24 protein-coding genes are annotated in these 25,792 nt (G+C 58.5%); 14 read left to right on the forward strand and 10 right to left on the reverse strand.

Features of this window, described 5'->3' with window-relative positions; translation table 11 throughout:
* Positions 1–35 precede the first annotated feature (35 nt).
* Positions 36–1,136 carry an alkene reductase gene (locus A9971_RS26105; protein ID WP_182999895.1) on the reverse strand — a complete coding sequence of 367 codons (1,101 nt, stop codon included), beginning with the start codon at positions 1,134–1,136 and terminating at the stop codon, positions 36–38.
* Between the two features lie 149 nt (positions 1,137–1,285).
* On the opposite strand from A9971_RS26105, the gene A9971_RS26110 reads away from it, so the two are divergent.
* Positions 1,286–1,873: a TetR/AcrR family transcriptional regulator gene (locus tag A9971_RS26110; RefSeq protein WP_182999896.1), complete on the forward strand. Its 588-nt coding sequence runs from the start codon at positions 1,286–1,288 to the stop codon at positions 1,871–1,873.
* Between the two features lie 302 nt (positions 1,874–2,175).
* Here the strand turns inward: A9971_RS26110 and A9971_RS26115 are convergent, their stop codons facing one another.
* Positions 2,176–2,958, reverse strand: a complete 783-nt coding sequence (locus A9971_RS26115; RefSeq protein ID WP_053151358.1) for a hypothetical protein — start codon at positions 2,956–2,958, stop codon at positions 2,176–2,178.
* Between the two features lie 123 nt (positions 2,959–3,081).
* Complete coding sequence (locus A9971_RS26120; RefSeq protein WP_011061102.1) at positions 3,082–3,873, reverse strand: response regulator transcription factor; 792 nt, start codon at positions 3,871–3,873, stop codon at positions 3,082–3,084.
* Positions 3,874–4,012: 139 nt separating this feature from the next.
* On the opposite strand from A9971_RS26120, the gene A9971_RS26125 reads away from it, so the two are divergent.
* The gene (locus A9971_RS26125) at positions 4,013–5,116 is read left to right on the forward strand and encodes an extracellular solute-binding protein (protein ID WP_015635473.1); all 1,104 of its coding nucleotides are present in this window, start codon (positions 4,013–4,015) and stop codon (positions 5,114–5,116) included.
* Positions 5,117–5,280: 164 nt separating this feature from the next.
* Positions 5,281–6,465 (forward strand): contractile injection system protein, VgrG/Pvc8 family, encoded by a 1,185-nt coding sequence (locus A9971_RS26130; protein ID WP_182999906.1) that lies wholly within the window; start codon positions 5,281–5,283, stop codon positions 6,463–6,465.
* Positions 6,466–6,588: 123 nt separating this feature from the next.
* Here the strand turns inward: A9971_RS26130 and A9971_RS26135 are convergent, their stop codons facing one another.
* Positions 6,589–7,020 carry a hypothetical protein gene (locus tag A9971_RS26135; RefSeq protein ID WP_182999897.1) on the reverse strand — a complete coding sequence of 144 codons (432 nt, stop codon included), beginning with the start codon at positions 7,018–7,020 and terminating at the stop codon, positions 6,589–6,591.
* Positions 7,017–7,487: a DUF6896 domain-containing protein gene (locus tag A9971_RS26140; RefSeq protein ID WP_015635476.1), complete on the reverse strand. Its 471-nt coding sequence runs from the start codon at positions 7,485–7,487 to the stop codon at positions 7,017–7,019. Before A9971_RS26140 ends, A9971_RS26135 begins: the two co-directional genes overlap by 4 nt.
* Here A9971_RS26140 and A9971_RS26145 point away from each other — a divergent pair.
* On the forward strand, positions 7,486–7,764 hold the full coding sequence (locus tag A9971_RS26145; protein ID WP_011061106.1) for a hypothetical protein: 279 nt from the start codon (positions 7,486–7,488) through the stop codon (positions 7,762–7,764). The genes A9971_RS26140 and A9971_RS26145 overlap by 2 nt on opposite strands.
* 63 nt (positions 7,765–7,827) lie before the next feature.
* Positions 7,828–8,424: a hypothetical protein gene (locus A9971_RS26150; RefSeq protein WP_182999898.1), complete on the forward strand. Its 597-nt coding sequence runs from the start codon at positions 7,828–7,830 to the stop codon at positions 8,422–8,424.
* Positions 8,425–8,473: 49 nt separating this feature from the next.
* Here the strand turns inward: A9971_RS26150 and A9971_RS26155 are convergent, their stop codons facing one another.
* On the reverse strand, positions 8,474–9,112 hold the full coding sequence (locus A9971_RS26155) for a type II toxin-antitoxin system HigA family antitoxin (protein ID WP_182999899.1): 639 nt from the start codon (positions 9,110–9,112) through the stop codon (positions 8,474–8,476).
* Positions 9,109–9,441: a type II toxin-antitoxin system HigB family toxin gene (locus tag A9971_RS26160; RefSeq protein ID WP_019095970.1), complete on the reverse strand. Its 333-nt coding sequence runs from the start codon at positions 9,439–9,441 to the stop codon at positions 9,109–9,111. The genes A9971_RS26155 and A9971_RS26160 overlap by 4 nt, the downstream gene beginning before the upstream one ends.
* Before the next feature lie 345 nt (positions 9,442–9,786).
* Here A9971_RS26160 and A9971_RS26165 point away from each other — a divergent pair, with 345 nt between their 5' ends.
* Positions 9,787–10,056, forward strand: a complete 270-nt coding sequence (locus tag A9971_RS26165; protein ID WP_138641047.1) for a hypothetical protein — start codon at positions 9,787–9,789, stop codon at positions 10,054–10,056.
* A 203-nt stretch (positions 10,057–10,259) separates the two neighbouring features.
* On the opposite strand, the gene A9971_RS26170 is transcribed toward A9971_RS26165, so the two are convergent.
* The gene (locus A9971_RS26170; protein WP_041774233.1) at positions 10,260–10,598 is read right to left on the reverse strand and encodes a hypothetical protein; all 339 of its coding nucleotides are present in this window, start codon (positions 10,596–10,598) and stop codon (positions 10,260–10,262) included.
* A 91-nt stretch (positions 10,599–10,689) separates the two neighbouring features.
* Positions 10,690–11,169, reverse strand: a complete 480-nt coding sequence (locus A9971_RS26175; protein ID WP_041774235.1) for a hypothetical protein — start codon at positions 11,167–11,169, stop codon at positions 10,690–10,692.
* Between the two features lie 424 nt (positions 11,170–11,593).
* Here A9971_RS26175 and A9971_RS26180 point away from each other — a divergent pair, with 424 nt between their 5' ends.
* Together A9971_RS26180 and A9971_RS26185 are read left to right on the forward strand one after the other, a co-directional pair.
* Positions 11,594–15,787 carry an NACHT domain-containing NTPase gene (locus A9971_RS26180; protein WP_138641049.1) on the forward strand — a complete coding sequence of 1,398 codons (4,194 nt, stop codon included), beginning with the start codon at positions 11,594–11,596 and terminating at the stop codon, positions 15,785–15,787.
* Between the two features lie 210 nt (positions 15,788–15,997).
* Entirely contained in the window at positions 15,998–17,107 is a 1,110-nt protein-coding gene (locus A9971_RS26185) for an HNH endonuclease (RefSeq protein ID WP_041774238.1), read from the forward strand.
* 363 nt (positions 17,108–17,470) lie between these two features.
* Here the strand turns inward: A9971_RS26185 and A9971_RS26190 are convergent, their stop codons facing one another.
* Positions 17,471–17,734, reverse strand: coding sequence for a short-chain dehydrogenase (locus tag A9971_RS26190; protein ID WP_182999900.1), 264 nt, complete (start codon positions 17,732–17,734; stop codon positions 17,471–17,473).
* A gap of 1,015 nt (positions 17,735–18,749) precedes the next feature.
* Between A9971_RS26190 and A9971_RS26195 the strand changes: the two genes are divergently transcribed.
* The 6 genes from A9971_RS26195 (at position 18,750) to A9971_RS26220 (ending at position 25,790) form a co-directional block, all read left to right on the forward strand.
* The gene (locus A9971_RS26195) at positions 18,750–19,352 is read left to right on the forward strand and encodes a transposase (protein ID WP_011061110.1); all 603 of its coding nucleotides are present in this window, start codon (positions 18,750–18,752) and stop codon (positions 19,350–19,352) included.
* A gap of 74 nt (positions 19,353–19,426) precedes the next feature.
* Positions 19,427–21,061: a ShlB/FhaC/HecB family hemolysin secretion/activation protein gene (locus A9971_RS26200; RefSeq protein WP_404944726.1), complete on the forward strand. Its 1,635-nt coding sequence runs from the start codon at positions 19,427–19,429 to the stop codon at positions 21,059–21,061.
* Positions 21,062–21,080: 19 nt separating this feature from the next.
* On the forward strand, positions 21,081–22,898 hold the full coding sequence (locus A9971_RS26205; RefSeq protein WP_053151379.1) for a DUF2341 domain-containing protein: 1,818 nt from the start codon (positions 21,081–21,083) through the stop codon (positions 22,896–22,898).
* Positions 22,899–22,909: 11 nt separating this feature from the next.
* A complete protein-coding gene (locus tag A9971_RS26210; RefSeq protein WP_011061113.1) occupies positions 22,910–23,335 on the forward strand; it encodes a biopolymer transporter ExbD in 426 nt (141 codons plus the stop codon).
* A 3-nt stretch (positions 23,336–23,338) separates the two neighbouring features.
* On the forward strand, positions 23,339–24,055 hold the full coding sequence (locus tag A9971_RS26215) for an energy transducer TonB (RefSeq protein WP_183001983.1): 717 nt from the start codon (positions 23,339–23,341) through the stop codon (positions 24,053–24,055).
* 40 nt (positions 24,056–24,095) lie between these two features.
* Positions 24,096–25,790, forward strand: a complete 1,695-nt coding sequence (locus tag A9971_RS26220) for a putative porin (protein ID WP_183000135.1) — start codon at positions 24,096–24,098, stop codon at positions 25,788–25,790.
* The last annotated feature ends 2 nt before the right edge of the window (positions 25,791–25,792 follow it).

Consider the following 25,792-nt stretch of genomic DNA (forward strand, 5'->3'; position numbering starts at 1 on the left):
AATGGGTGAAAACGGACAGCTCGGTTTCTGCTTGCTCAGCTTGCGCTGGCGCTCGAATCAACCAGCGTCGGGTAGTCGATGTAGCCTGCCGCGCCGCCGCCGTAGAGGGTGGCGGGATTGAATGCGGACAAGGCGGCGCCGGTCTTGAGACGCTCCACCAGATCCGGGTTGCCGATGAACGGGCGACCGAACGCGATCAGATCGGCCTGGTCTTCGGCGAGCCGTGAGGTCGCCAGCTCCAGGTCATAGCCGTTGTTGGCGATGTAGGTGTTTTTGAAGCGCTGGCGCAGGGCGGTGAAATCCAATGGCGCCACGTCACGCGGGCCACCGGTCGCGCCTTCGACCATGTGCAGGTAAACGACGTCGAGGGCGTCGAGTTGATCGACGACGTAATTGAATTGCGCCTGCGGATTGCTGCTGGAGACACCGTTGGCCGGCGACACCGGCGACAAGCGCACCCCGGTGCGATCCGCGCCGATTTCATTGACCACGGCAGCGGTGACTTCGAGCAACAGACGCGCACGATTTTCAATCGAGCCGCCGTAAGCATCGGTGCGCACGTTGGCGCTGTCCTTGAGGAACTGATCCAGCAAATAGCCGTTCGCGCCGTGAATTTCCACACCGTCGAACCCGGCAGCGATAGCGTTTGCCGCGGCCTGACGGAAATCGGCGACGATCCCCGGCAGCTCGCTGATGTCCAGTGCGCGGGGCTCGCTGGCGTCTTCAAAGCGGTTGTTGACGAACACCTTGGTGGCCGCACGCAGCGCGGAAGGGGCCACGGGGGCGGCGCCGTTTTCTTGCAGATCAACGTGGGACACGCGGCCGACATGCCACAGTTGCACAAAGATCTTTGCGCCCTTGGCGTGGACGGCGTCGGTCACCGTGCGCCAGCCATCAATCTGCGCCTGGGTGTAGATCCCGGGGGTGTCCTGATAGCCCTGGCCCTGTTGGGAAATCTGCGTGGCTTCGCTGATCAGCAAGCCCGCGCTAGCGCGTTGGCTGTAATAGGTGGCCGCGAATTCACTGGGAACAAAGCCTGCGCCCGCGCGGTTGCGGGTCAGTGGCGCGAGGACGATGCGGTTCGCCAGCGCGAGGGCGCCAAGGGTGTAAGGGGTGAACAGATTCTGATCGGTCATCTGGTGTCTCTTCCGTGCCCGTGGGTGGAGGTCGGTGGTGTGTGCAATTAGGATGATGATCGAAATCTAAACTGTCAACGGTTTTGATTATGATCGACATCTATGTATGATTGGGCCCATGATTTCCCAATGAACATGAGGTATTGCACGTGAGAGTGAGCAAGGCCCAGGCGCAGGCCAATCGAGAGCACATCGTTGAAACGGCCTCAGAGTTGTTCCGTGAGCGCGGCTTCGACGGTGTGGGTGTGTCGGATCTCATGGCGGCGGCCGGTTTCACCCACGGCGGCTTCTACAAGCATTTCGGCTCGAAGGCCGACCTCATGGCCGAGGCCTCGGCCTGCAGCCTTGCCAAGTCGCTGGCAGGCGTGCAGGCGCTGGATGTGCCTGGCTTCATCGACGTCTATGTGACCAGGGAACATCGCGACGGACGTGGCAGCGGTTGCACCATGGCCGCGTTGTGTGGCGATGCGGCGCGTCAATCGGATGATGTGAAAGCGACGTTTGCCGAAGGGGTCGAGCACACCCTGCAAACCCTGGGGGACAAATACCCGACCCGGCCTGACGCGCTGGCGGGCGAGGGTAGAAAGAAAATGATCGACCTGCTGTCCCGTGCGGTGGGTGCGATCATGTTGTCGCGTGCCTGCCCGGATGATTCCGCCCTGGCGAATGAGATTCTTGAGGTGTGCCGCGCTGAGATGTTTGCGTCGTTGCCGGTTGATAAAGGCAAGCCGGCATAAAGGGGGGCATGCCAGGGTTGTGCGCTTGCGGTCGTTGAGCGCACGTCGGCGTCAATTATGATTTGAAACGTGTCTCGGATCTGCCTGGGCGCACACCCGTGTCAAATTCTTCCTTCACCTTGACTGACGATTCGGCATTTCCAAGATCAGCCTCAATGGGGCCAATGCAACCCCAACAGTCACCGCCACAATCGACCGAAAGCGGATCGTCTTTGAGGCCCAGTTTTCGACCACATATACCGCACATGTCTGACATGCCTAGATCCTTGCTCAGCCAACCTCAATCGTCTTTTCTCCGAGCGTCATTCCACGTAGCGCAGCCACAAATGGGTGCGACCGCGAACAGCCTCGACAACCGTTGAAACCACGGCTTGTCGGTCCTCCTCGGGGGTGTTGTAGAGCGCACAAAAATCGCTCGCCACCGCGCTGGCTACGCAAAGGTCGGCAGGCTCTGCCCGCAGGAAGCCGAGGTAGGACGCGCCCACCCCGATCAACTCATAGCCATGGGCCTGGGCGAAGTGGCGGGCCACCGCAAAGTTTTGCGCGGGGCCCAGGTCGCAACTGAAGTAGCCGTTGGGAAAAGCGGCGAGCGCCTGATAGGACTGCTCGACGGGCACCAGGAGTGCCGAGAGGGGCTGGTCGAGCAGTGATACAGGGTTTTGCTGATAGTCCACCCATTCGCGCAGGGCTGGCGCATCAAGGGTCAGGCCGTGGGCGCAAGCGTCTTCGAACGAGCTGCCTGCCACCAGGTCAGTGAAGTTGCGCAAGCAGATCGCGAACTCGGCCTTGGTGGTGGGGTAGCCCAGGTATTCACCCTGTTCGAAGCACTCTGCAGGTAGCAGGGCGATCTCCTGCTCCGAGGCATCGTCCAGCCCCAGGTTGTTGCGGGCATGCCCGGAGGTGTAGCGGGCCTGGGGCAGATCATCCAGCGAGAGAAGGGGCTGGAAACCCGGGTGGTCGCCCGCGATCTTGCGGTAGGCGTCGATCAGCTCATCCAGGCTGGAAATGGCGCTCAGGCTGTATTCATCGCAGGTGCCAGCGGCGGGGTTGCCAGGCATTGCGTTACCGCGAAATTGGATATCCATCGAATGGCTACCGGCTCCATGTGGGTGTTCAGGCGAATGAGCAACGCTTGGTCGAACGTACGTGAGCCTGCTGGTGCTCTCGCTGTTCGTGCCAGGCCTGTGAGTTCATTCCAGGCCCGGGGCCTAGCTTAAAGAGAGCACATCCTGCCTGGGCATGAAGAAGCGTGCAAAGAGTTCGGACTGTGACTTGATGTTCAACTTGGCGTAGATGTTGCGGCGGTGCACTTTGATCGTCTCTGTGGAGAGGGAGAGCTTTCCTGCGATTTCCTTGTTGGAAAAGCCACTGAGCAGCAGCCTGAGCACATCACTTTCCCGCGTGGTTATCTGGGTACCAAACTGGGTGATCGTCTCCGGCCATTGCGGCGGTTCGCTGAGGCTTTTTTCCACATCGACTTCGAAGCACATGCGTTGATGCATGAGTGCCGTGACCCACGGCTTGATGATGTCCAGCATGGTGATGTGTTCCTGGCTGAAATGGGCGTTGCTGCCAATGGAAATGCACAGTGTTCTGTCAGCATCGAGCTGGATGTTGTATTGCACTTCATCTACGCAAATATATTGTGCAAAGTACTTGTGGTAGTACTCGGTTTCAACAAAGTACTCCGGCGCTATATCCAGTAGATGAAAGAAGCCGCTCTGCGGGTTTTCTCGATTGGCGATATAGAAGGGGTCCAGCAAATACAGGCCTTTTACATAGAGGTGAATGAACGCATCCACTTCTTCTGCATCTGCCACCTCGGGCAGGCTGACAACTTGCACTTGTTGATTGCTGAAGATCAAAACCACCCAGTTATCAATCTGCACATATTCATTGAGTGTGCGGATAAGTGAGCTCCAGAACTCTGGGCGATTCAACTGCAGAATCAGTTTTCCAATCGAACGGTGCCAGGCCAGGCTATGAAGATCGAGTGGCATTTTCTACCCCTTTAGGGTTAGGGAATGGTCGGCCGGAGCTAAGTAATCGTAGGTATTTACTATTGGCTGATGCCCGGTATATTCGCTGGCACAGGTTTACGACCGCCATGAGGGCACGTCGTCTGGACAAGGATGTTGCATGAGAAAGTCACGTTTGCGAACCATTTTTTCGGCTGCGTTTCTCTATGCCGGAATAAGCACAACGGCGGGTGCCGCAGAGCCTGCCATGTACCTCTACAACTGGTTCGGGCTGCTCGCACCAGAGACTCCAAAGGAGTTCGAACAGGCCACCGGCACCCGTATCCACATGGATGCCTTCGACAGCGCCGATATCATGCAGAGCAAGGTCATGGCCGGGCGCACGGGGTATGACGTGGTGGTGGCGACCTCCAATGTACTGCCCAGCCTGATCCAGGCCGGAGTCCTGCAGCCACTTGATTCAGGTCAACTAAGTAACCTGTCCCATGTCGATCCCGCCATCCTGGCGCAACTGGCGGTCAATGACCCGGGCAATCGCTACGCCGTGCCCTACTTGTGGGGTACCACCGGCATTGGTTATGACGTCGATAAAGTCAAGGCAGCCCTGGGCGACAATGCCCCGGTCAACAGTTGGGACCTGATCTTCAAGGAAGAGAACATCAGCAAGCTGCAGTCTTGTGGTGTGGCCATGCTCGACTCTCCCAGCGAGATCATCTCGATTGCCTTGAATTACCTCGGGCTGCCCAGCAATAGCAAGAACCCGGATGATTACCAGAAAGCTCAAGCGCTGCTGTTGAAGATTCGCCCCTATATCCTTTATTTCGACTCCTCCAGAATCGACACCGACTTGGCGGGCGGCAACATCTGTGTCGTTGTGGGCTGGGCCAATGGCGCCCTGGCTGCGCAGGCCGCCAATGAAAGTGCCAATACCGGGCGCAGGATCAACTACAGCCTTCCTCGTGAAGGTGCGCTGGTCTGGTCGGAAAACCTGGTGCTGTTGAAAGATGCTCCTCACCCCAAGGAAGGGCTGGCCTTCATCAACTATATGTTGCGCCCGGAAGTGATTGCCAAGACCTCGAATCACACGCTTTATCCTAATGGCAATAAAGATGCCACCGAGTTCGTCGAGCAGAAGTTGCGCGATAACCCCTGGATTTATCCGGACAAGCAAACCATCGCCACATTGGTTCCGCTTGAGCCGCTGCCTTTGAAACTGGAAAGAATCCGTACTCGGGTCTGGACCAAGGTGAAGAGCAGTATCTGATCTGAGTTGACTCTTCGCTTGCTGCTTCATGCACATCTTCATTGTGTGTGAGCGCATTGTTCAAACACTCGGAGACATGTACGCGTCTTGTGCAAGATGAACTTTTGCGCAAGGCGCTGCACGACCGTGCCCATTCAACAGGTTATGCAATAAGAGAACAGTGGATGTTAAGCCCAGCCAATGCACCCCGGTTCAGCCTGACAATCGACGGTTTTGCGCACGACTTCAAGGTGCGCGCGTTCACCGGAGAAGAGGCGATCAGCAAGCCCTATTTCTTCAATGTGGAGTGTGTGAGCGAGCGACCGGATCTGGATCTGCAATGCCTCTTCGATGTGTCGGCTTTTCTGGCATTCGACACTTGGGGCAATGGCATTCATGGGCGCATCTATCACATTGCGCGAGGCCCGGACGCTCAAGGCTTGACGCACTACAACCTGGCCCTGGTGCCGCACCTGTCCTACTTGCGTCACCGTATCAACAAGAGGATCTATCAGCAGTTCTCGGTGCCTGCTATCGTCGCCCTGGTCCTGGAGGAGCATGGGATTCTGGGGGATGCCTACCGCTTTGAGCTCGGGGCGAGCTACCCCGAGCGTGACTGCTGCACCCAGTACGATGAAACCGATCTGCATTTTATTCAGCGCCTGTGCGAGGAAGAGGGAATTCACTTCCACTTCCAGCACAGCGCTCAAGGCCACGTGCTGGTCTTTGGCGATCAGCAGGCAGTATTCCCCGCGATCGGGCCGACCACGGCTTTTGCCCCCGGGCACGATGGGCTCACCACCCTGTTACCGATCGGTCACGGCACGCCGACAAGCCTGCGTGCCAGGGAGTCGCGCCAGGTTGAAGGGCAAGGTACGCAGAGCGGGCTGCTCAGTGGTCATGTCCTGGAAACCTCGGGCCAGGGCAGCGACCTCTGGCTACTGACTCAGGTCATTCATGAGGGCAAGCAACCACAGGTTGCGGGTGAGAGCGTCGCCAATGGCCACACTGACAACCAGGATCAACTGCGCCAGGGTTATCGCAACCGTTTCACCGCGCTTGCGTTGGACCTTTGCTATCGCCCGCCTTTGGCTCATGAGAAGCCTCTGGCGCCAGGCAACCAGACGGCGCTGGTCATCGCCCTGGAAGACCAGGCGAACTCGCGTGGTCAGCGCTTCGAAAGGGTCAAGGTCAAGTTTCCCTGGGACCGCGAAGGCCGGTTCGACGACAAGAGCAGTTGTTGGCTGGCCGGTACTGCCAATTGGCGTTGTGAAGTGACGCCGCTGCGACCCGGTGTGGAGGTCAAAGTCGCATTTCTTGAAAACGACCCCGATCAACCGCTGATCAGCGGTTGCCTGTGTTGCGGCTGATACGCCATTGCCCTGAACGCGCATCAAGCCGCCAGGGAGAAGGCCCGGACCACACTCGATAGTGAATCGTCGGTTGCCATCAGTGGCCTGATCCCAGGCCTCGGTCCTGACGCCAGGGCTTTCTCATGAGTGTCTGGCCGCGTAGGTCTGGCCCGTCAGCAGGATGACACCTTCTTTTGAGCAGACGCGGGTGATGCTGTTGATCACGACTTTAAGGCCGCTTGAATGCGGGAACAGCGAAAACAGCAACTCGAAATACAGGTAGTCCTGGACCAGGCGCGCGGCCTGATCGGGATGGTCCTTCAACAGCGTCCTGAAGCTTGGGTAGCCCAGCTCTGCAAGTTCCGGGATGTCGACAAAACCCTGGTCGATATCGTCGGTTTTGCATTCGGCGGCAAAGGTGTCCGCGCAGTCAAGAAAGTGTTGCGGCAGATCGCCGTGGTGGATGCGCAGTTCATAGGGCGTTACCGGGATCGTCAGTGCCTCGCCGAAGCCCAGGCTGCGATAGCCGACGGTTCGTGGGTCGATGATTTGGCCGGCTGAGGTGAACTTCATGATGGGCTTCCGGGGTGCTCGGGGGGTGAAGGACTGTCGCTATCTTCGAGCGTGCGCGCTTGGGATCTAACGGTTGCGACGTAATAAAGGATATAGCCCGAATACACCAGCGAGCCTGCTGCCACTTCTTGGTCGAAGCACTGCTTTAGTTCATCCTCATCCGTAAAGCCGTATTCCACGAGTCTATTCTCGGCAAAGCCGGCCAGCCTCGATAGGGTTATTCCGTCGATTTCGCCCTGCTCGCCAAAGTCAAAGCTCACCGTTGCCGTTGGCAGGTGAACGGCGCAGCCATAGCCGTGCTTGAAGTAGCGAATACCGCCAGCCAGTTCTCCTTGATCCGGGATATCGGTTCCCACCCAATCGGCGTTGCTGGCAGGGAGGGGAATGGCGGATTGTTGCATCAGTTCGACAGCCGTGCGGATGCTGGCTTGGTAGTCGGAAACAAGATGGGCGAGGTGCGGGTTCATGGGCATTGGCATCGTGGGCAAGGGGGCAGAAGATTTCAGAGATTGCGGCGCGATACAAGCGGCGAGTGTGCTGGATGCGCGCCAGTACGTTGATATCGGTATATTCGCCCGGACAAATTTCGGAGCCGAAAACATGGGGTTTTCCACCACTGTCTGGGAATGGTACGGGCAGGATGAGTACAAGCGGGTGCTGGCGGTGGGCGAGGCGCAGTTGCGCCCCTTTCTGGAGGAACTGATGGTGGATTGTGGACGTGCGGTGCGTGGCGTGAAGTCTTGACCCAAGTATTGGCCAGAGGCTGTTAACGAATGCGGCAACCTGTGATGGAGTGGAGAGAAACGGATGTTTGACGAGCTGATATTTACCGGTGAAACGCCTGCAAAAGAGGATGCCTATGTCGGTGGTGGGGCCTGCCTGCCCACAGAGCTGGCTTGGCCCTGTTCGCCTGATGGAGTACCGCTGACACACCTGATGGCCTTTCCTGGACATTGGTTTTCAGAGGCCCTGATCGACAGGAGTTATTGGGTTTCGGTTTTTGTACCGTACTTGCCGGGCGAGGTCGGCCACTATCGAAAGTTGCGTGCCGTCCAGGGACGCTCGCAAGCGGTTGTCATGGGCTATGTTCGAGCCGGTTCCGAGCGGAATGAGGCTGTTCAGCCGATTTCAGATCGCGGGGCGGTACGGCTGGGGGTGAACCGCGACGTGGACGATGACGAGAACCTGGCCTCGAAGTTGGATGGCGTGGACGCTTGGCTGCAGGCGCCTGTTTCAGCGGAGGCAGGGCGCAGAAGGGTATCCATTTATGGGGGCGATCTGGATAGAGCGCTGCCTGAGTACAAAGGCGTGCTTTCGGATGGCATGGGGTATCTGTTTCTGGATGAGGATTTTTCAGAGCGGATAGGCGCGGGGATTGGTCGGTTCTTTTTGCAGTTGGGGTAGGGGTGATGGCGTTAGCGTACGGAACTCAGAACGGCAGGATGGAAACGCGCTATCCCTTGGTCGGAGCTTTACCCAAGTGTCTGCGGCTCTTGGACGCTACCCGTTTGGATTCACCTGCGTCGGCACCTTTCACTGGGAGTAAGTTCCGGGAGATGTTGCTAGTGCGGTAATAAGCTGAAGTCTGTTTAGCCTTCGTCCGAACGGTTTCGAGTGGCGCCGCCTTTCCCGAGGCTGCCGATACGAACGCCCTAGGCTCCATCGAAAATCGCTCTGCCAGCGCGTATGCCATCTTGTGACTGATGGGGCGATCTCCACTGAGTACCTTGGATACCGCTGTTTTATCGCCAATTTCAGGGAGGTCAGAGCCCGTGAGCCCGAGCGTTTCCATCAGATCCTTGATCAACTGCACGGGGGGGCAGGTCGCCTCAAATGCAGCGTTCGATTCGCGAAACTGCTCGGAGTGGCGCTGGTAGGCCAGGATTTCATCCTCGAGTTCGACAAGAACTTTCTCTTCGACCTTGCTCAGCTCGCGCCCGTCAGTGAGTTCATCGAGCAGGTTGGTCGCACGCTCATAGTCGGCGGGGGTCTTGATGCCGTGCACAAACTCACCACGCAGGCGCTCCAGTACCGCGTGTAGTTCGCCAAGCGTTGCGATCACGGTTTGAAGTTCGTTTCGGGCTTCGCTCATCGTTTTACCCCTTGGTTGCTTGCATACCAGGCGTTGGCAAGGTCGTAGTCAGCATGTGTGTAGATGTGTTTGACGTAAAACTTCTGTCGGGTGTAGTTGACGCCGCCGATCACCCTGAGATTGTTTCCGCCTACGTCGATCACGACCCAGTTCGCTGCGGCTCTCGGTTTGAACAAGTCGATCCCTTGCGTACCGAAAAGCTTTTGCAGGTCTGCGAATCCTTTTGGGCGTGCCATCCTCAAAATCCGCAGGCAACGATCGAGCCCGGCCTTGTCGTTCGGATACAAAATCGCAGCATCGGTAAAACGTGATGGCGTGAGAATGTCCATAGGCTTCCCTGTCTTCGAGCCAATGCTACTCTGGTTGTGTTTTTTCACAACTGCGGTTTGTCGACAGCTTGAGACTTAATGGTTCCTCCTTGCGAGGGGGCCATTCGGGCTATTCCTCCAGCAAGTTGCGACCGTCGCGCAGAGTCATTTCAGCGACCTTGGTGATGTGCTGCCGGTTGGTGTTGTCAGCATTTTTTCGGTGCGCGAGATGCGCTCGAAACGCGGGTTGGCGAACCGAGAGAGACTATGGGCGTTGGGTCCCGGAGGGGACAAGTCAGACGCGTCTGTAAGTTTTGTAGGATTGCAATATGGGGCTTGGCGGTTTGAGAACGGGTCAGTAAATAAATGAAATTCAATGACGGTGACAGGGTAAAAGTTAAGCCCCACGTGTGGTGGCCGAATGGCGGGGTTGGAGTGGTTGCGTTACCTCCAGAATATGTAAAGGAAGCCTTGGGGGGTGAAGTGGAGTTATCTAGCACTCAACGAACTATGGCCGGAAAAGACAGGATTATGACCAGTGTATGGATTGATTTTGACGAGCCGGCAATGGATTGCAGTGATGACGGCCCTTACCTCGGTGGCGAGGTTTTCTTGGAATATTTGGAACATATATAGGGTGGAGTTTAAAAAGTAAGACGGTCTGGCAGATTGCACTTCGCTTGTTTTTGTCCGCGAAAATGCACGTGCTCATCGACTCGGTTTTGATCCGTAATGAGGTCGCAAAAAACTGAAATACGAAGCGCCGCAGGGCCATTTAGCCAATCTGTTGCGTCGACCGGTTGAATCCTCAACCCAAAGCGAACTTTGGTTGAGGACAGCTATCGGCCAAAAGTAGCCCTTCGTAGGCGGCAGCTTTCGTCCCCTGTAAACGGCATCTCCAGAGTCTTTGCGATTTGGGCCAAGATCTTTGTGCATTCTTCAGAAATAATGAGCGGTGGCTCATTAATCATATAAAGCAGGTGTTCGAACGCTATTCCAGCCTCGTTGTGATCGACATAGTCCAGAACGATTTCACCACCATTCTCTAAACCTGCCTGAGCTAACGGATGGTCATCCGGTACTGGGCCGGTTTGTTCGTATGCAATGGACATCAGCGCGCTGATTTCCTTGAGCACCTCTATGAAATCGGCCCTCAAGTCGTTGTTAGGGTGATTCATTACAAATATTCCTTCGATTACGGTGAGCTGCGGACCACGCGCTCTTGGCCGATTGTTGCTCAAGGCCAGGGCCATGCATAAGCGCTTCGGATCACGCTCTGCTCATTTCCTCATACGAAGCATCGACGACCGAGCTGTGCTCACCCCAAACAGTTTCAGCAACGTCCTGGATGATTTCCGCTAGCGTCTCAACATCCACACCCTCGGCCTCGATGCAGGCCAAGCGTCCCGCCGACCAATCGATAACCGTGCATTCTGGGTACTTTTCTAGCAGGTCAGACAACGCTTTCTGAGGTGGCTTTTCGTCGGCGTACATGAAATCAAAGCACGAAGCCCTGGCATCCCGAAGCGAGTACACCAGAACCCAGGCATTCGATGGGCCGGGAAACCACAGGGTGACGTTACGGTGGGCCCATTCAGGTTCACCGTGTTTGATGCGTCGAAGTACTTCAATGATCGAATGGCAATCGGATATTCGGGTCATGCGATCAGGGTCGAACGTCCAGCCAGGCTCAGACAGGGTCCTGGTTTTGCTAGCCAAAAGTGCAGCCATTCTTGCTTTTCTCTTCATCGTATTCCTTTGGGGCCGAGCGTCCGTTTCTGGCCGAAAGCTGACCGGTCTTGAGCGTCCGCTTATGGCCGATTGCTGCCCATTGGGAGCGACTCCCAATTGGCCAGTTTTCGCCTTTCAGTTTGCTCGTTGAAACTGAAAGCAACTCGGAACACACTCAGGCTCTACGATCTCATGATCATTAGCTACACCTCATTTAATAGAGGTGTGAATTATTAATTCTGGGTTTTGAATGTCTATACGTGACGATTTTCGGGCCAAAACGATTCGCGGTCTTGCCGCTCGTGTGGGCTACCACTGCTCGAATCCATCCTGTATGCGCTCGACTTCCGGCCCAGCATTAGCTGAGGAGGGGACGGTCAACATCGGTGTCGGCGCGCACATAGCAGCAGCGGCGCCAGGAGGGAAACGCTACGATCCCAATATGAGTTCGGCCGAGCGCAGCAGCCCCTTGAACGGCATCTGGATGTGCCAGAGTTGTTCAAAACTCATCGATTCCGACGATTCGCGCTTTACGGTCGCACTGCTGCACGAATGGAAAAACAAGGCGATACAACGGGCCCTCGACGCGATCGCGGGTGGCGAACCGTTAGGTTCTATTAGACCTAATGATTTACTCGATGATGCAGACCAGGATTTTCTCCGCGGGCTCAATCTTCCAACTGTTGAAGCGATCGGTGCGGTTGGAGGAAGACTTCGTACGGCGACATTGAGAGACATTCAAGGATTTCGAGCTGCATCTGGTCAACTTGCGCGAACCATCGCGCTAACACTGAGACTTGAAGGTAGTTCCACACCTCAAGTGACATTTGAAAGCTTTGCACGACTTGTATCGCTTGCTGAGCCGGTTGGCGTTGTCTCGGTAGGCGGCGCGGGGAAATCGACCACGCTTTTACAGCTAGCAGAATGCATGGGCAATCAGGAAGGTTTGATTCCTTTGCTTGTCCCCCTCGGTGAGTGGTCTGACCGACAGGAAGACTTTTACGATTTCGTCCTGCGTCGTAACGCTTTCTATGGCATTAGGCGAGAACACCTGATGCAACTGGCCTACCACGGGAATCTTGCTCTGCTTTTAGATGGCTGGAATGAACTGCCAGCTGATGCTCGGTTGCGTGCAACTCGTGACCTGAAGGCGTTACAGCGTGACTACCCGCAACTCGGTATTGTCATCAGCTCAAGACGTCAGGCTCTACCGGATGTTCGGCCGATTATCGTGATCGATCCCCTTTCCGATGAGCAACAGCTAGAGATCGCCCAAGCGGTTAGGGGGGATGAAGGAGTTGGTTTTGTGGATAGGGCATGGCGAACGCGTGGTGTGCGCGAGCTAGTGAGTAATCCTCTTTATCTAAATGCTTTGCTGACGTTGCCGATAGGTGCGGAGTTCCCGGTGACAAAGGAAGCGGTGTTGCGCATGTTTGTGCAGCAGAATGAGAGCGCACCTGAGAAAGTCGAGCGTTTGCAGCGAGATACTCTTGGTGAACATAACGCTTTTTTGATTGGGCTCGCAGTCGAAGCATCCCGTGGCGCGAATACTATAGTCTCCAGCACCAGCGCTAATCGCATCATTTCAGAAGTCACGAAGTATCTTATCGCGTCAGGGCAAATTGGCTCAGCGCCGCAACCCCGTGCAATTGTTGACGGGTTAGTTGCCGCGCACTTATTGGTTCGCTCGGCTGGCACCGACGGAGCAGTGAGTTTCCAACATCAGTTGTTCCAAGACTGGTACGCGTCTTTGGAAGTAGAGCGTGTGATGCTTGAGGCGTCAGCAGGGGATGCCGATGCGCTTAGCAGGCTGCGCGAACAGATGCTCAATTGGTCTAGCTGGGAGGATTCGATCCTCTTCGCATGCGACAGAGTTTCACGTGAAGGCGAGGAGGGAGTGCAGACGGTCGCAGTTGCGATTAATGATGCACTGAGTATTGACCCGATTTTGGCTGCCGTCATGCTCGAACGGGCCGATGATTTGGTATGGCAGAAAGTGCGCGATCGAGTGCTTATTTTTATCGAGCGCTGGCACAGTCCCGGTGAAATCGATAGAGCGGTGCGATTCATGGTCGCCACGGGTAAACCCGATTTCGCGCAGACAATTTGGCCGTTTGTGTCAAATACAAACGATCAAATTCAGTTCGCACTATTTAGAGTAAGTGATCGTTTTAACCCTGGTGTCCTCGGCGTCGATAGCGCGATCCGTTTGCGTACGTTACCTGCGGCCCAGCGACTAATAGCCTTCCCTGAGATCGCAAGCAATAGTGGATTCGATGGTTTGGAGTTAGCGGCTGAACTGGCTGCTTCCGAACCTGATCCCGAGGTCGTTGTTGCTGTGGTAACGGCTCTTGCATTCCGCCGCGCTGACCGACATGTGAAACTAATTTTGGAGACAGCTTCGGATGCTGTTTGGAGAGCAATAGCGGAGGAGGGTTTCCCAGACCACCTCACTGACGAGCAACTCAACGCTCGCCTTTTGAATGAGCGAGAAACGGTACGAATTGCGGATGCTGGGCCAGGGCGACTGCTTGAATGGATGTTGCAGGAGAGTCCTGAAGATACGGAATACCAAATTACGCAGCTGATTGGCACGGCCGAGTTCGAACCTAATGGTAGGGGGATCGAGAATGCAGTGATGACTTCATTCTCAAAGTATCCTCTCGCCGTTGCTGCTGGACTTGTTGCCAGAATCGCCGCTGATCTATCACTTCCTGATCACGTCGAGGACTATCTCAATCAGACTCCACTGATCGATTCAGGACCAGTAGCTGAGGCTGCTATTGACCCTCTCACCCCGGATCAACGTTTAAATGCAGCTGCGGCCGTCATTGGCCCGGTCACCATCGCTGCGCTCTTCGACCAGTTATTTGTAGTAGATAGTCAACTGGAGGCGCTGGGGCGATACGATGAGCAATTGTCGAAAGCCCATTATCGATTGGTAGGTGCGTTATCTGGTACACGGCAAAACGTCTTTGCACAGGTGCTTATTTCCATATCTGAAGAGCCTGGCTATCGTCGTATCGGTTTGTTAGCTGATGTGCTCGCCCGCCATGGTCGGGATGGAGGTGATACGAAGCCTCCGTTTGATGAAGCACATCGCTCAAGTTTGTCTCGTGTCGTCGAAACTTGGATGGACACACTACAAGCTGCTCCAGTATTAGCTCGTAACGTTGCTTCTGAATTAGCTCGCGCCGCTGAAAGAGTTGCGGATGCAACGCTGGCCGAGCCTTTGTTCAACCTCCTCGAACGAGACTTGGTTGAGTATGAGTCTGCACGCTCTAGTTGGCTTCAGGCAGCGGGACGTGGAGGGGTGGTCCCAATGGGGTATACGTTGATGTACACCCGGGCCTTAGCAGCTATGCATGACGCACCTGCCGTCGCGGTTCTCATTCGTGGATTGGGTGATTTACGTTGGGGCAAGGAGGCAGCCGGGGCGTTGCTGGAGATCTGGCAGGCCGGTCATTCCCCTTCACATAAACCGAATTTCAATCGGTCGACCGACTATTCGAATCATCTGATTCGGAGAGCAGAACGTGCTACGCAACGCCCTGCAACGTCGCATTTTGCTGAGTCGATTTTTGCTGTGGTGATGGGTTTCGGAGTCGCTTCAAAGCCCGATGCTGAACAGAAGCATGCTCTCGCGCTTGCTGGGACATGTCTTGCTTTACCGCACGGAGCAAAGCGCCAAGAAATAGATTTGCTTCTGTCGCTTCCTCAACCGACACCGTGCAAGCATCGCTTACTGGTAAATGCCGCTCGCGCAGGCGAAGTTATTCCCTCTGCGATACTGATGGAAGGTGTCCAGGCGCTACTCTCCGAAGCCCAGGAGCAAAGATGGCGACTTGACGAGAATCGCGGGGAGTTGATGGGCTGGATTGATCTATTCCCTTTTTCCGACAGTCCAGAACGGGTACACGATGCCATTTTCATGTTGTCGGATCAGCACCGTAGCCCGAACGCGTTGCGGCGTCTGTTGGAGACCATTCCCCAAAGCCCCGCCGATACTGCGTTTGTCATGCTAGAACGTCTGGCCGCTGACATCCCCGAGTTTTTGCGTGATTCCCAATGGACAAGCGCGATGTTGAGTTTGAACACTCAAGAGGCGGCTGTTGCTGTGCTCGAGCATCTTGGCGAGGGCAGAATCCCAGCAGGGAATGGTTTTCACTTGTCGTCTGAGTTAACCAGGCTTGCCAATTTGCTCCCTGACTTTCATAGGAGTCTGATCAAGCGCTACCTTGCACTACCCCCTGGAAGTACTCGCCGAGTTCTCGAAATGGCAATGGATGACTTACCTGGTGAGGACAACTTCATGGCGCTTTTTGACGGTAATGTCGAAGCTACTCATCCTTTTCAAAACCTGGGTGGGGCGCTAAGAAGCCTAGCTATTTCCCGGCGACCCTCGGAGCAGTGGCGGGGCGCTTTTGAGGAGTTTGGATTGCCACTGACAGGGATGCGTGCGCGACTATTCGCAATGTTACCTGCCAATGATGCACGCTCATGGCTGGCCAAACAGTGCTTGCTGGCAATTGAAGAGTACCGAGACGAAAAGGGTCGGATTAATGACGAGCCGCGGCATCCGGATATAGCGACGGGTCGAGCATGGCCGCCGGAGGCCGAAACTCAATTCGCGTGACGCGATTATTGAGCTGGAATACCCAGCGAGTTGCAGGCTCTATTTTAGTCGACACGTCCGAAGGTTTGCTTCTGGCCGTTTCGTAACCTAGACCGTTTATGCGTGCTTTATGCCACGACGAACGAGATTGCAGATAGCATGAGTATAACGTTCAACTGAAGAAGGCTTCGAAGGCTTGGAAAGTCCGGTGAGCCGTTAGGAGTAGGAAGTATGGATTGCTACCTGTGCAGTGAGACTCTGACGCCTCAAAACGATTCTGGTGAACACATCATCCCTAACTCAATTGGCGGCATACGTGAGGTTAAAGGCTTCATCTGTCGTGCGTGCAATGGTAAGGCCGGAGAGACTTGGGACACAGATCTAGCCACGCAACTAAACCAACTGGCCTTGTTCTTCCGTGTCGTGCGTGACAGAGGCGAGAACCGCGCTGAGGTCATTGAGACGACAGCTGGCGAAAAGCTGATCTACGATAAGAATTCGTTGAAATTCTTCGCTCCAGAGATCAAGAAGGAAGTGAAGGAGGATGGCGTTCATTTTCAAATCAGTGCCAATGACATGAAGCAGGCCCGTCAGATCGTGACTGGCTTGAAACGCACCTATCCCACGCTGGATGTCGAGAAGACTTTAGCCAGCGCGATAGCACAGTCCAAATACCCTGATGGATATTTCCACTTCGAATTCAGCTTTGGCGGCCTGAGCGTTGGCAAGTCGTTAGTGAAAACGGCTCTAGCTCTGTTGTCTGCGAACGGTATCAACCCCAAGATCTGCGAGCGGGCGAACGCTTATATCTTCAATGATGGTGAACCGTGCTTCGGCTACTACTACCACCATGACCTGCTCATCAACCGGCCAGTCGGTGTGCCCCTCCACTGCGTCTGCGTGAAGGGCAACAAGGCCGCGCGGACGGTTCAAGCGTATCTGGAGTATTTTGGCATCGTCCGAATCGTTATCTCGCTGAGCGCAGATTACGAGGGTGATGATTTTAAGCATTCGTATGCTATAGACCCAACAAAAGGTAAGGAATTTTCTGTCGATTTCGACTTGGATTTTGACGAGTCAAAGGTTAGAAAAATCTATGAATATGAGTTCTACGATTCGCAGGTAGCTTTGGACTGCCTGCACGCTGTCCTTCCTCATGAGATCCAGCGGCAGCAGGAGCAGCATCTAGAAGAGGTTTTTGCCAACTCGAGGAAAGCGATGGAGCGCCGTTTCGCGGGTAGCGACCACGTAGACCCTCAGGAGTTTATTGAAGCTTATGTAGAGAGTCTTACGCCCTACATCCATCATCTGGCTAATGCCGGACGCATCAGACACAAATAGCCAAGAAGCCAGGCGAGCGCTGGGCGGTAGGTGAACAACCGTTGCAGTTTCTGTTTGTAGGTATTGGCTGCGAGGTGTTCGCGGATTGCAACTCCGATAACTGAGTAGCCGCGACTGATGGGAGGGGGTATGGGAAGCGGGAGAAGGGAGAGGTTGCCGGCTCTGCGGGGGTGCTTGCCTGATCCGAAGGAGTTGTGGAAGTGTGCATCAACTCCGAGCAAGAGATGAGGTAGTTCTAAAGCTAGTGCGTCGACCGACCACTTCTGGCCGATTGCAGCCACTTTTAAAAGACTTCCCCCCTAAAAAATCCAAGACCCCATTTGAAACGCTCCGCGCTACCAAGCAGCGCGGAGCGCTCAGGCGTCAGGCTTGAAGGCGCCAGCCCATCACTCCCAACAGGTCGCAGCTGTCACGCAGCAGAATCGCAGCAACGTTAGAGATATGTTGCAGATCGGTATCGTCAGTATTCCTCAGCTCTGCGCGGGAGAGGCTTTCCAGCAGTTGAGTCACTGCCAGTAAACGTGCGGCGCCGTTGGCATGCAGCACGTCCAATGGGGCGGTCTTGTCGATAAACAGGCAGGGAATCAGGCAGTCGATGCCGGTGATGGGAATAAATCGTTGGTTCATGAGGATCACTCCGCTGTTGGTTAAGGGAGCTGCTCAGATCGTCGCCAAACGAAAGGGTGGCAGCTGTACGCAGGTTGGCGAACCGGATTAACCAACAGAAAACCGGCAGACCCTGAAGGTCTCCCGCGCACAGCCACCATAGAAAGGCAGCCGTGACCATAAATGTTCGACGGCTAGCGCTGCAAGCGTGACTGCCTGTTGGTTGATTTCCAGGTCGCCAAACCCGGTCGCCATTGGGGCGAGTGGGGACTATGGACGGTGGGTCTTGGGGGGACAAGTCAGACGCGTCTGCAAGTTTTGTAGGATTGCTGAGGGGGACTTGGCGGCCTGCGAGCCGGCCAGTCTTTCTGGGTTGTTGGGGGTACATATCCATTCCTGCGGGTGCGGCCGCTGGCGGTTTCGCTCTTACAGCGAGTCACTTTTACCAAACGCCGTAAAAGTAACCAAAAGGGCTTGCCCCTCCATGGGCCCCTCGCTAGGGCTCGGGGTGCCCTCTCTCCGGCATTGCTCCGGGGGCCGCCGCCAACCGGCCATCCATGGCCGGGTGGCGGCTAGCTCGGCATCCTTGCCGAGCTGCCCCCTACGCAACGCCTACGCTCGGCCGGCTGGGAAGGGGCTTGAAGATCAAGATCAAAAGCCAAAGCCAAAGCCAGAGCCAAAGCCAGAGCCACGGCAAACGGCGCGCCCGTCCGGGCGGCGCATTTTTCAGCCTTCTTCAGCTCAACAATTCCTTCCCGAAGGAGCCGGCTTGCCGGCGAAGAGGGCGGTCTGGTCGTGCGCGGAATAAAGACAGGTCAGCGCTGTCCTGGCGGCGGTTTTCGCCGGCAAGCCGGCTCCTACGAGGTTCCTGTATGTCGTTGTTCCGTCTTCCACTGGCCTTTGTGAATGAAGCTTTTATGACAAAAGTTCGGTAGCACATGGCCACGCGCGTCTTGGGTATGTAACGCGCTTGAGGGGGCCGCCAGGCCACTTTTTTAAGCCGAGGCGGGACGCCGGGAGTGAGGCTATGGGGACTATGGAACGCTACTCGAAAGTGGGCATGCAGGAGCTGGATCAACGGCTGTCGAAGATCGTCGAGGCGGCGCGCAAGAAGCCGGTGTCGGTCTATCGCTACGGCGCGCCGTGGGTCTGGATCGTCTCCCAGGATGACTGGCAGGGCGCCTTGAAGGAGGTGGCCAGCTATATCCCGCCGGGGCATTCGCTGGTGCTGCTGCGCCCGCAGATCGATGAGTTGCTGGATCAGCACCGCGACCTGCTCCAGGGCCTCAACGCCGAGCCGGGGATGCTGATTGCGCCGCGCACGGTGATGCACATTCTGTTGTTGCAGTTGCTGTATTCGGTGCCCAGCGAGCAGCAGCTCTATGAACAGCTCAGTTACAACCTGTTGTTCCGTTGGTTCGTCGGTCTCGATCTGAACCAGAAGGTCTGGAGCTTCAGTGTCCTCAGTCGCGATATCGCCACGCTGTTGAACAACCCGCGGGCGGTGCAGTTGATCCAGAAAATCATCGGTGAAGTGTTCTGCGGTGCCTTGCTGCAAATGCCTGAGTTCTCGTTGAACTTCGCGCTGTTGCACACCTGGCTGGCTCGCCACGAAAACACCTCGATCACCAGCAATTGAATCGGCCAAACGCTGTGCAGACGGCGACGGCAATGCGCGCGTGCGCGCCAATTTTCAGACTTCTAGGGGGCGGTGTGGAGCATCTGGGCAAATCAGGGCGACCGGGCAGTGGCGGGCGCTGGTGGCCGTTGTGCGGTTGGTTGGCACTGGCGGCGCTGGTGCCGGCGGTGCAGGCCGAGGAGGGCGAGCCGGCCCCGGTCGAAGCCTCGGCCGCGGCGCGGTTGGTGGACGTCAATGAGTACTTCGTGCGTGGCAATACGGTGCTCGATGCCCGGGCCATCGAGGAGGCGGTGTACCCGTTCCTCGGGCCGCAGAAAGCTCTGGCCGATATCGAAGGCGCCCGGGATGCGCTGCAGAAGGTCTATCAGGAGCGCGGCTACCAGTCGGTGTTCGTCGAGCTGCCGGAGCAGAAGGTCGAGGACGGAATCGTCTACCTGCAGGTCAGTGAAACCAAGGTCGGTCGGGTGCGGGTGGTGGGGGCCAAGCATTACTCGCCGGTGGAGATCCGCGACCAGGTGCCGGCGCTCAAAGAAGGCGAGGTACCGGACTTTGCCACGGTGCAAAGCCAGCTGGCCGGGCTCAATCGCGGCGCCGGGCGCCAGGTCATGCCGCTGGTGCGTGAAGGCCAGCGCCCGGGGACCATGGACGTGGACCTGCAAGTGGAAGACCAGAACCCCTGGCACGCCAGCGTCGGCCTGAACAACGACTACAGCGCCGACACCGAGAAGCTGCGCACGGTGGTCAACGTCGGCTACGACAACCTCTGGCAGTTGGGCCACAGCATTTCCCTGACCTATTTCACCGCGCCCCAGGACACCGACAACGCCAAGGTCTGGTCTGGTTCCTACACCGCGCCGCTGAGCGATCGCTGGGCCCTGCAGTTCTCCGGCTACCAGTCCGACAGCAACATCGCCACCATCGGCGGCAGCAACGTGCTGGGCAAGGGCCATTCCTACGGGGTTTCGGCGATCTACACCTTGCCCGCCGCGGGCAACTGGGCCAACTCGCTGTCGGTGGGGGTGGACTTCAAGGACTTCGACGAAGAGATGCGCTTTGGCCGCAGCAGCGACCAGATTCCGCTGAAGTACGCCCCCATGACCTTTGGCTACAACGGCTATCGCTACAGCGAGAAAGCCCAGCTGGGCCTGGGCCTGAACCTGATCGTCGGCACCCGGCGCTTCTTCGGCTACGGCAGCGACGCCGAGGAGTTCCACTACAAGCGCGACGAAGCCAGCGCCAGTTTCTCGGTGCTCAAGGGCGACCTGAATTTCACCTACACCTTCGCCAACGATTGGCAGTCGGCGTCCAAGGCGGCGTTCCAGCTGGCCTCGGGGCCGCTGGTGTCCAACGAGCAGTATTCCGCTGGTGGCGCTACTTCGGTGCGCGGCTATCTGGCCGCCGAGCGCACCGGGGATGAGGGCTACCTGTTCTCCCAGGAGCTGCGCACGCCGTCTTTGGCCAAGTTCCTCGGCAGCTACGTGCAGGAGTGGCGTTTCTATGCCTTTGCTGAAGGCGCGCACCTGTCGCTGCACGACCCGCTGCCCGAGCAGGAGGACGAATACAGCCTGGCCAGCGTCGGCCTGGGCACCCGCGCCAGTTTGAGCAAGTGGCTGTCCGGCAGCCTCGACTGGGGCTACCCGCTCAAAGACGGCCCCAACACCCAGAAATACGACCCGCGCCTGCACTTCAGTGTGCAAGCGACGTTCTGACTTTACGGAGACCCTTCACATGCAACGCTTATTCCTGAGCCTGTTGATCTGCCTGGGCTTCGTGCTCCCGGCCACGGCCCATGCCTGGTGGCAGGACGACTGGCATTACCGCAAGCAGATCAGCGTGGACACCACCCCGCAAGGCGCGGCCATCAACGAGGCCCTGGGCCGCACCGCGCTGCTGGTGCGCCTGCACACTGGCAACTTCACCTTCGACGGGGTCAAGGAAGACGGCGCCGACCTGCGCTTTGTCGCCGCCGATGACAAGACCGTGCTCAACCACCAGATCGAAAGCTTCGACCCGCTGATGGGCATGGCGCTGATCTGGGTCGATGTGCCCAAGGTCGAGGGCGGCCAGCGCCAGGACATCTGGATGTACTACGGCAACCAGAAGGCCCCGAGCACGGCCAATGGCCAACTGACCTTCGACCCCAGCTACACCGCGATCTACCACTTCGACGGCAGCAACGGCACGCCGGCCAAAGACACCACCGCCTACGGCAACACCGCGCAGAACGCCACCGGTGCGGCGATCGACGGGGTGATCGGCCGGGCCCTGCAGTTCAGCGGCCAGCCGCTGCTGCTGCCGGCCAGCCCGTCGCTGCAGCACAACGCCGGCGGCGCCTTCACCTTCAGTGCCTGGGTGCGCCTGGACCAGGCCAGCGGCGAACAATTGCTGCTGGCCCGCCGCGAAGGCGCCGGCAGCCTGCTGATCGGCATCAACCAGGGCATGCCCTTCGTCGAAGTGGACGGCCAGCGCGCCGCCTCCACCCAGCCGCTGAACCCGGGGCAGTGGCAGCACCTGGCCCTGAGCGGCGAGGGCAGCCGGCTGGCGCTGTACGTCAACGGCCGCGAAACCGCGAGCCTGGCCCAGGCCATTCCCACCTTCAATTCGCCGTTGGCCATCGGTGCCGACTTGCCGCCGGCCGCCGGGGCCGAGGCCAGCCACTTCCAGCCCTTCACCGGGGCCCTGGACGAGCTGCGCCTGTCCAAGGTGGCGCGTCCGGCGGCGCTGATCCTGGCCGATGCCAGCGCCCAGGGCGCGGAGTCGAAGCTGGTGGCCTATGGCGTCGATGAAGAACAGTCGGGTTTTGGTTTCGGCAGCCTGGGCTTCCTGCTCAAGGCGGTGCCGGTGGATGCCTGGGTGATCATCCTGGTGCTGGTGGGGATGATGATCCAGTCCTGGGTGATCATGCTGCGCAAGAACCGCATGGTCAGCCGGGTCAGCGCTGCCAATGCGCTGTTCCGCGAGCAGTTCGCCAAGGTCGGCACCCGCCTGGAGATGTTCGCCGACGATCAGGTCCTGGCCAGCCGCCTGGAGCATTCCTCGCTGTGGCGCCTGTACCTGGTGGCGGTGAAAGAGATCCGCACCCGCCGCGAGCAGGGCGCCGATACCTCCTCGGTGTCGGCGGCCACCATCGAGGCCATCCGCTGCTCCATGGATGGCGTGCGCACCCGGGAAAACCAGCAACTGAGTTCCAAGCTCTCGACCCTGTCCAACGCCATCGCCGGCGGCCCCTACATCGGCCTGTTGGGCACGGTGCTGGGGATCATGGTGGTGTTCCTCGGCACCGCCATGGCCGGTGACGTCAACATCAACGCCATCGCCCCGGGCATGGCCGCGGCCTTGCTGGCCACCGCCATGGGCCTGTTCGTCGCGATTCCGGCGCTGTTTGGCTACAACCGCCTGATCACCCGCAACAAGGAAGTCGGCGCCGACATGCGGGTGTTCGTCGACGAGTTCATCACCCGGCTGGCGGAGCTGCATGGCGAAAGCCAGCACAGCGAAAACGCCCACTGGCGGGTCAGTCACAGCAACGCGTCGGTTCCGGCCTGAGGAGAACTGCCATGGCTTCCGTGAACGCCTCCCATGACGACGAAGACGATGCCGCCGTCGACAGCATCAACATCACGCCCCTGGTGGACGTGCTGATGGTGGTGCTGGTGATGTTCATCCTCACCGCCACCGCCCAGGTCTCGGGCATCCAGATCCACTTGCCCAAGGCCAGCGCCTCGGTGTCGCTCTCCGAGGCCAAGACCAAGGCCATTTCGGTGAACGATGGCGGCCAGGTGTTCCTCGACGCCTACCCGGTGACCCTGGGCGAGCTGGAAGAGCGCCTGCGCATCGAGAAGGCGCAGAACCCGGACTTCCCGATCATCGTCCGCGGCGATGCCACGGTGCAGTACCAGAAGGTCATCGAAGTCCTCGACCTGCTGCGCCGCCTGGAGTTGTCCCAGGTCGGCCTGGTCACCGGCAAACCGAGCCAGGGCTGAGCCATGAGCGCACATCAACCGTTCGAGCTGCCGCCGGTACAGAACAAGCCGCGCGCCCTGCGCCTGCTCAAGTGGGGCGCGGGGCTGCTGCTGGGTGCCGTGGCGGCCTGGCTGCTGTGGCAGTGGGCCAATGACATGGCCGGGGTGCGCCGGGAAGCGCCGAAGGTGCCGACCATCATCCCGCGGCCGCCTCCGCCGCCGCCACCCCCACCGCCGCCGGAGAAACCCAAGGAGCCGGAGCCGGTGGAAGAAAAGATCCCGGAGCCCGAGCCCACGCCCACCCCCGAGGAGGTCAAGCCGGAGGAGGAAGCACCGCCATCGCCGGCGGACGATCTGGCCAACCCAATGCAGATCGATGGCGACGCCCAGTCCGGCAACGACGGCTTCAACGTCGGTGCCGGCAAGGGCGGCGGCATGGCCGGCGCCGGTGGCGGCGGGCTGGGCACCGGCACATACAAGCAGTACCTGGCGGCGACCTTCCAGCGCGCGCTGCGCGAAGACCCGGAGTTGCGCAAGAAAGCCTATGCCTTGCAGGTGGACCTGTGGCTGGGCGCCGACGGGCAGGTGACCCGCGCCGAGCTGGCCGGCTCCAGTGGCAACCCCGAGACCGACCAGCAAGTGCTGGCGGCGCTGCGGGCCACGCCGCGCCTGAAAGAGCGCATGCCGGCCTCCCTGACTTTGCCGGTACGCCTGTCCCTTAAGGGCCGGCGACCGGAATGAGCGAACCCCTATTTGCAGTTTCTACAGGAGTTGTGTGCAGATGATTTCCACCGTGAATCGATTGACTCTGGCGCTCGGCATGGTCGCCCTGACCTTGGCCGGCCAGGCCACGGCCGCCGCGGCCGCGCCCTCGGAGAACGCCACGATCAACCTGATCCGTCTGTTGGTGCAGCAGGGGGTATTGAAGCAGGAGCAGGCCGACGGGCTGATCGCCCAGGCCGAGAAAGAAGCCCAGCAGGCCCGCGCGGCCACCGCTGTGGCGGCAACCGGCCCGGCTGCGGCGCCCGGTGATGTGCGGGTGCAATACGTGCCGGCCATCGTCCGCGACCAGATCCGCGATCAGGTCAAGGCCGAGGTCATGGCCACCGCCAAGCAGGAAAACTGGGCCCAGCCCAACACCTTCCCGGACTGGATCTCGCGCATCAGCTTCGACGGCGACATCCGCCTGCGCGACGAGTCGCGGTTCTTCGCCGACAACAACAGCAACGAGATCGTCGACTACGCCAAGCTCAACGACAGTGGGCCCTACGACGTCAACAAGGACACCAACAGCAAGCTGCCGCCGCTGCTCAACACCCGCGAGGACCGTGACAACCTGTTCCGCCTGCGGGCACGCCTGGGGATGAAGGCGGTGATCTCGCCGGAATGGACCGCCGGCATCCGCATCGGCACCGGCTCGGACAACAATCCGGTGTCCACCACCCAGACCCTGGGCGGCGGCTTCGGCAAGAAGGACATCTGGCTCGACCAGGGCTACCTGACCTGGAAGGCCACCCAGGACCTGACCCTGACCGGCGGGCGGATCGCCAACCCGTTCTATTCCACCGACATGCTGTACTCCAACGACCTCAATTTCGACGGCGTGGCGGCGATCTTCAACCACAAGCTGAGCAGCGACTGGGGCCTGTTCGGCACCCTCGGCGCCTTCCCGGTGGAGTACACCAACGACACCGCCACCAGCAACGGCTTCGACAAGAACGAGAGCGACACCAAGTGGCTGTTCGGCGGGCAGGTCGGCGCCAACTGGAAGATCAACCGCAGCAACAGCCTCAAGGGCGCCCTGGCCTACTACCGCTTCGATGACATCGAGGGCCAGCGCTCCAGCCCCTGCGCGCCCTGGGCCGGGGCCCCGGGCTGCGACACCGATGGCTCGCGGGTCGCCTTCATGCAGAAGGGCAACAGCGTGTTCCTGCTGCGCGACATCACCCCCAACCCGGCCACGCCGGGCCTGACCCCGCAGCCGCAGTTCGTCGGCCTGGCCTCCAAGTTCGACGTGCTCGACCTGAACCTGGCCTGGGACACCGAATTGCCGGACGACCTGCGCCTGCGCAGCCAGACCAACTTCATTCGCAACCTGGCCTACGACAAGGGCGAGATGCTCAAGCGCAGCGAAGGCGAGATCGTCAACAACATCAACAGCCAGGGCCAGTTCGAAAGCGGCGGCAACGCGCTGATGGTGCAGTTCACCCTAGGCAATGCCCTGGAAATGAAGAAGGCCGGGGACTGGAACCTGCTGGCCGGCTACAAGTACATCCAGCCCGACGCCTTGCCCGACGGCTTCAACGACTCCTCGTTCCACCTGGGGGGCACCAACGCCAAGGGCTATTTCCTGGGCGGCAACTACGGTATCGACAAGAACATCTACGCCACGGCCCGCTACATGAGCGCCTCGGAAGTCTACGGGCCGCGCTACGAGGTGGACGTGATGCAGCTTGAACTCAACACGCGCTTCTAAGC

The organism is Pseudomonas sp. UME65 (genome assembly GCF_014170225.1).
GTDB lineage: Bacteria > Pseudomonadota > Gammaproteobacteria > Pseudomonadales > Pseudomonadaceae > Aquipseudomonas > Aquipseudomonas protegens.

Excerpts from the sequence above, each read along its gene's own strand:
- A9971_RS26170 (WP_041774233.1), bottom strand. The coding sequence starts at position 10,598 with ATGAATCACCCTAACAACGACTTGAGGGCCGATTTCATAGAGGTGCTC.
- A9971_RS26220 (WP_183000135.1), top strand. The coding sequence starts at position 24,096 with ATGATTTCCACCGTGAATCGATTGACTCTGGCGCTCGGCATGGTCGCC.
- A9971_RS26130 (WP_182999906.1), top strand. The coding sequence starts at position 5,281 with ATGTTAAGCCCAGCCAATGCACCCCGGTTCAGCCTGACAATCGACGGT.
- A9971_RS26165 (WP_138641047.1), top strand. The coding sequence starts at position 9,787 with ATGAAATTCAATGACGGTGACAGGGTAAAAGTTAAGCCCCACGTGTGG.
- A9971_RS26135 (WP_182999897.1), bottom strand. The coding sequence starts at position 7,020 with ATGAAGTTCACCTCAGCCGGCCAAATCATCGACCCACGAACCGTCGGC.
- A9971_RS26145 (WP_011061106.1), top strand. The coding sequence starts at position 7,486 with ATGGGCATTGGCATCGTGGGCAAGGGGGCAGAAGATTTCAGAGATTGC.
- A9971_RS26205 (WP_053151379.1), top strand. The coding sequence starts at position 21,081 with ATGCAACGCTTATTCCTGAGCCTGTTGATCTGCCTGGGCTTCGTGCTC.
- A9971_RS26150 (WP_182999898.1), top strand. The coding sequence starts at position 7,828 with ATGTTTGACGAGCTGATATTTACCGGTGAAACGCCTGCAAAAGAGGAT.
- A9971_RS26210 (WP_011061113.1), top strand. The coding sequence starts at position 22,910 with ATGGCTTCCGTGAACGCCTCCCATGACGACGAAGACGATGCCGCCGTC.
- A9971_RS26125 (WP_015635473.1), top strand. The coding sequence starts at position 4,013 with ATGAGAAAGTCACGTTTGCGAACCATTTTTTCGGCTGCGTTTCTCTAT.
- A9971_RS26180 (WP_138641049.1), top strand. The coding sequence starts at position 11,594 with ATGAGTTCGGCCGAGCGCAGCAGCCCCTTGAACGGCATCTGGATGTGC.
- A9971_RS26190 (WP_182999900.1), bottom strand. The coding sequence starts at position 17,734 with ATGAACCAACGATTTATTCCCATCACCGGCATCGACTGCCTGATTCCC.
- A9971_RS26195 (WP_011061110.1), top strand. The coding sequence starts at position 18,750 with ATGGAACGCTACTCGAAAGTGGGCATGCAGGAGCTGGATCAACGGCTG.
- A9971_RS26155 (WP_182999899.1), bottom strand. The coding sequence starts at position 9,112 with ATGAGCGAAGCCCGAAACGAACTTCAAACCGTGATCGCAACGCTTGGC.
- A9971_RS26175 (WP_041774235.1), bottom strand. The coding sequence starts at position 11,169 with ATGAAGAGAAAAGCAAGAATGGCTGCACTTTTGGCTAGCAAAACCAGG.
- A9971_RS26185 (WP_041774238.1), top strand. The coding sequence starts at position 15,998 with ATGGATTGCTACCTGTGCAGTGAGACTCTGACGCCTCAAAACGATTCT.
- A9971_RS26140 (WP_015635476.1), bottom strand. The coding sequence starts at position 7,487 with ATGAACCCGCACCTCGCCCATCTTGTTTCCGACTACCAAGCCAGCATC.
- A9971_RS26105 (WP_182999895.1), bottom strand. The coding sequence starts at position 1,136 with ATGACCGATCAGAATCTGTTCACCCCTTACACCCTTGGCGCCCTCGCG.
- A9971_RS26115 (WP_053151358.1), bottom strand. The coding sequence starts at position 2,958 with ATGGATATCCAATTTCGCGGTAACGCAATGCCTGGCAACCCCGCCGCT.
- A9971_RS26215 (WP_183001983.1), top strand. The coding sequence starts at position 23,339 with ATGAGCGCACATCAACCGTTCGAGCTGCCGCCGGTACAGAACAAGCCG.
- A9971_RS26160 (WP_019095970.1), bottom strand. The coding sequence starts at position 9,441 with ATGGACATTCTCACGCCATCACGTTTTACCGATGCTGCGATTTTGTAT.
- A9971_RS26120 (WP_011061102.1), bottom strand. The coding sequence starts at position 3,873 with ATGCCACTCGATCTTCATAGCCTGGCCTGGCACCGTTCGATTGGAAAA.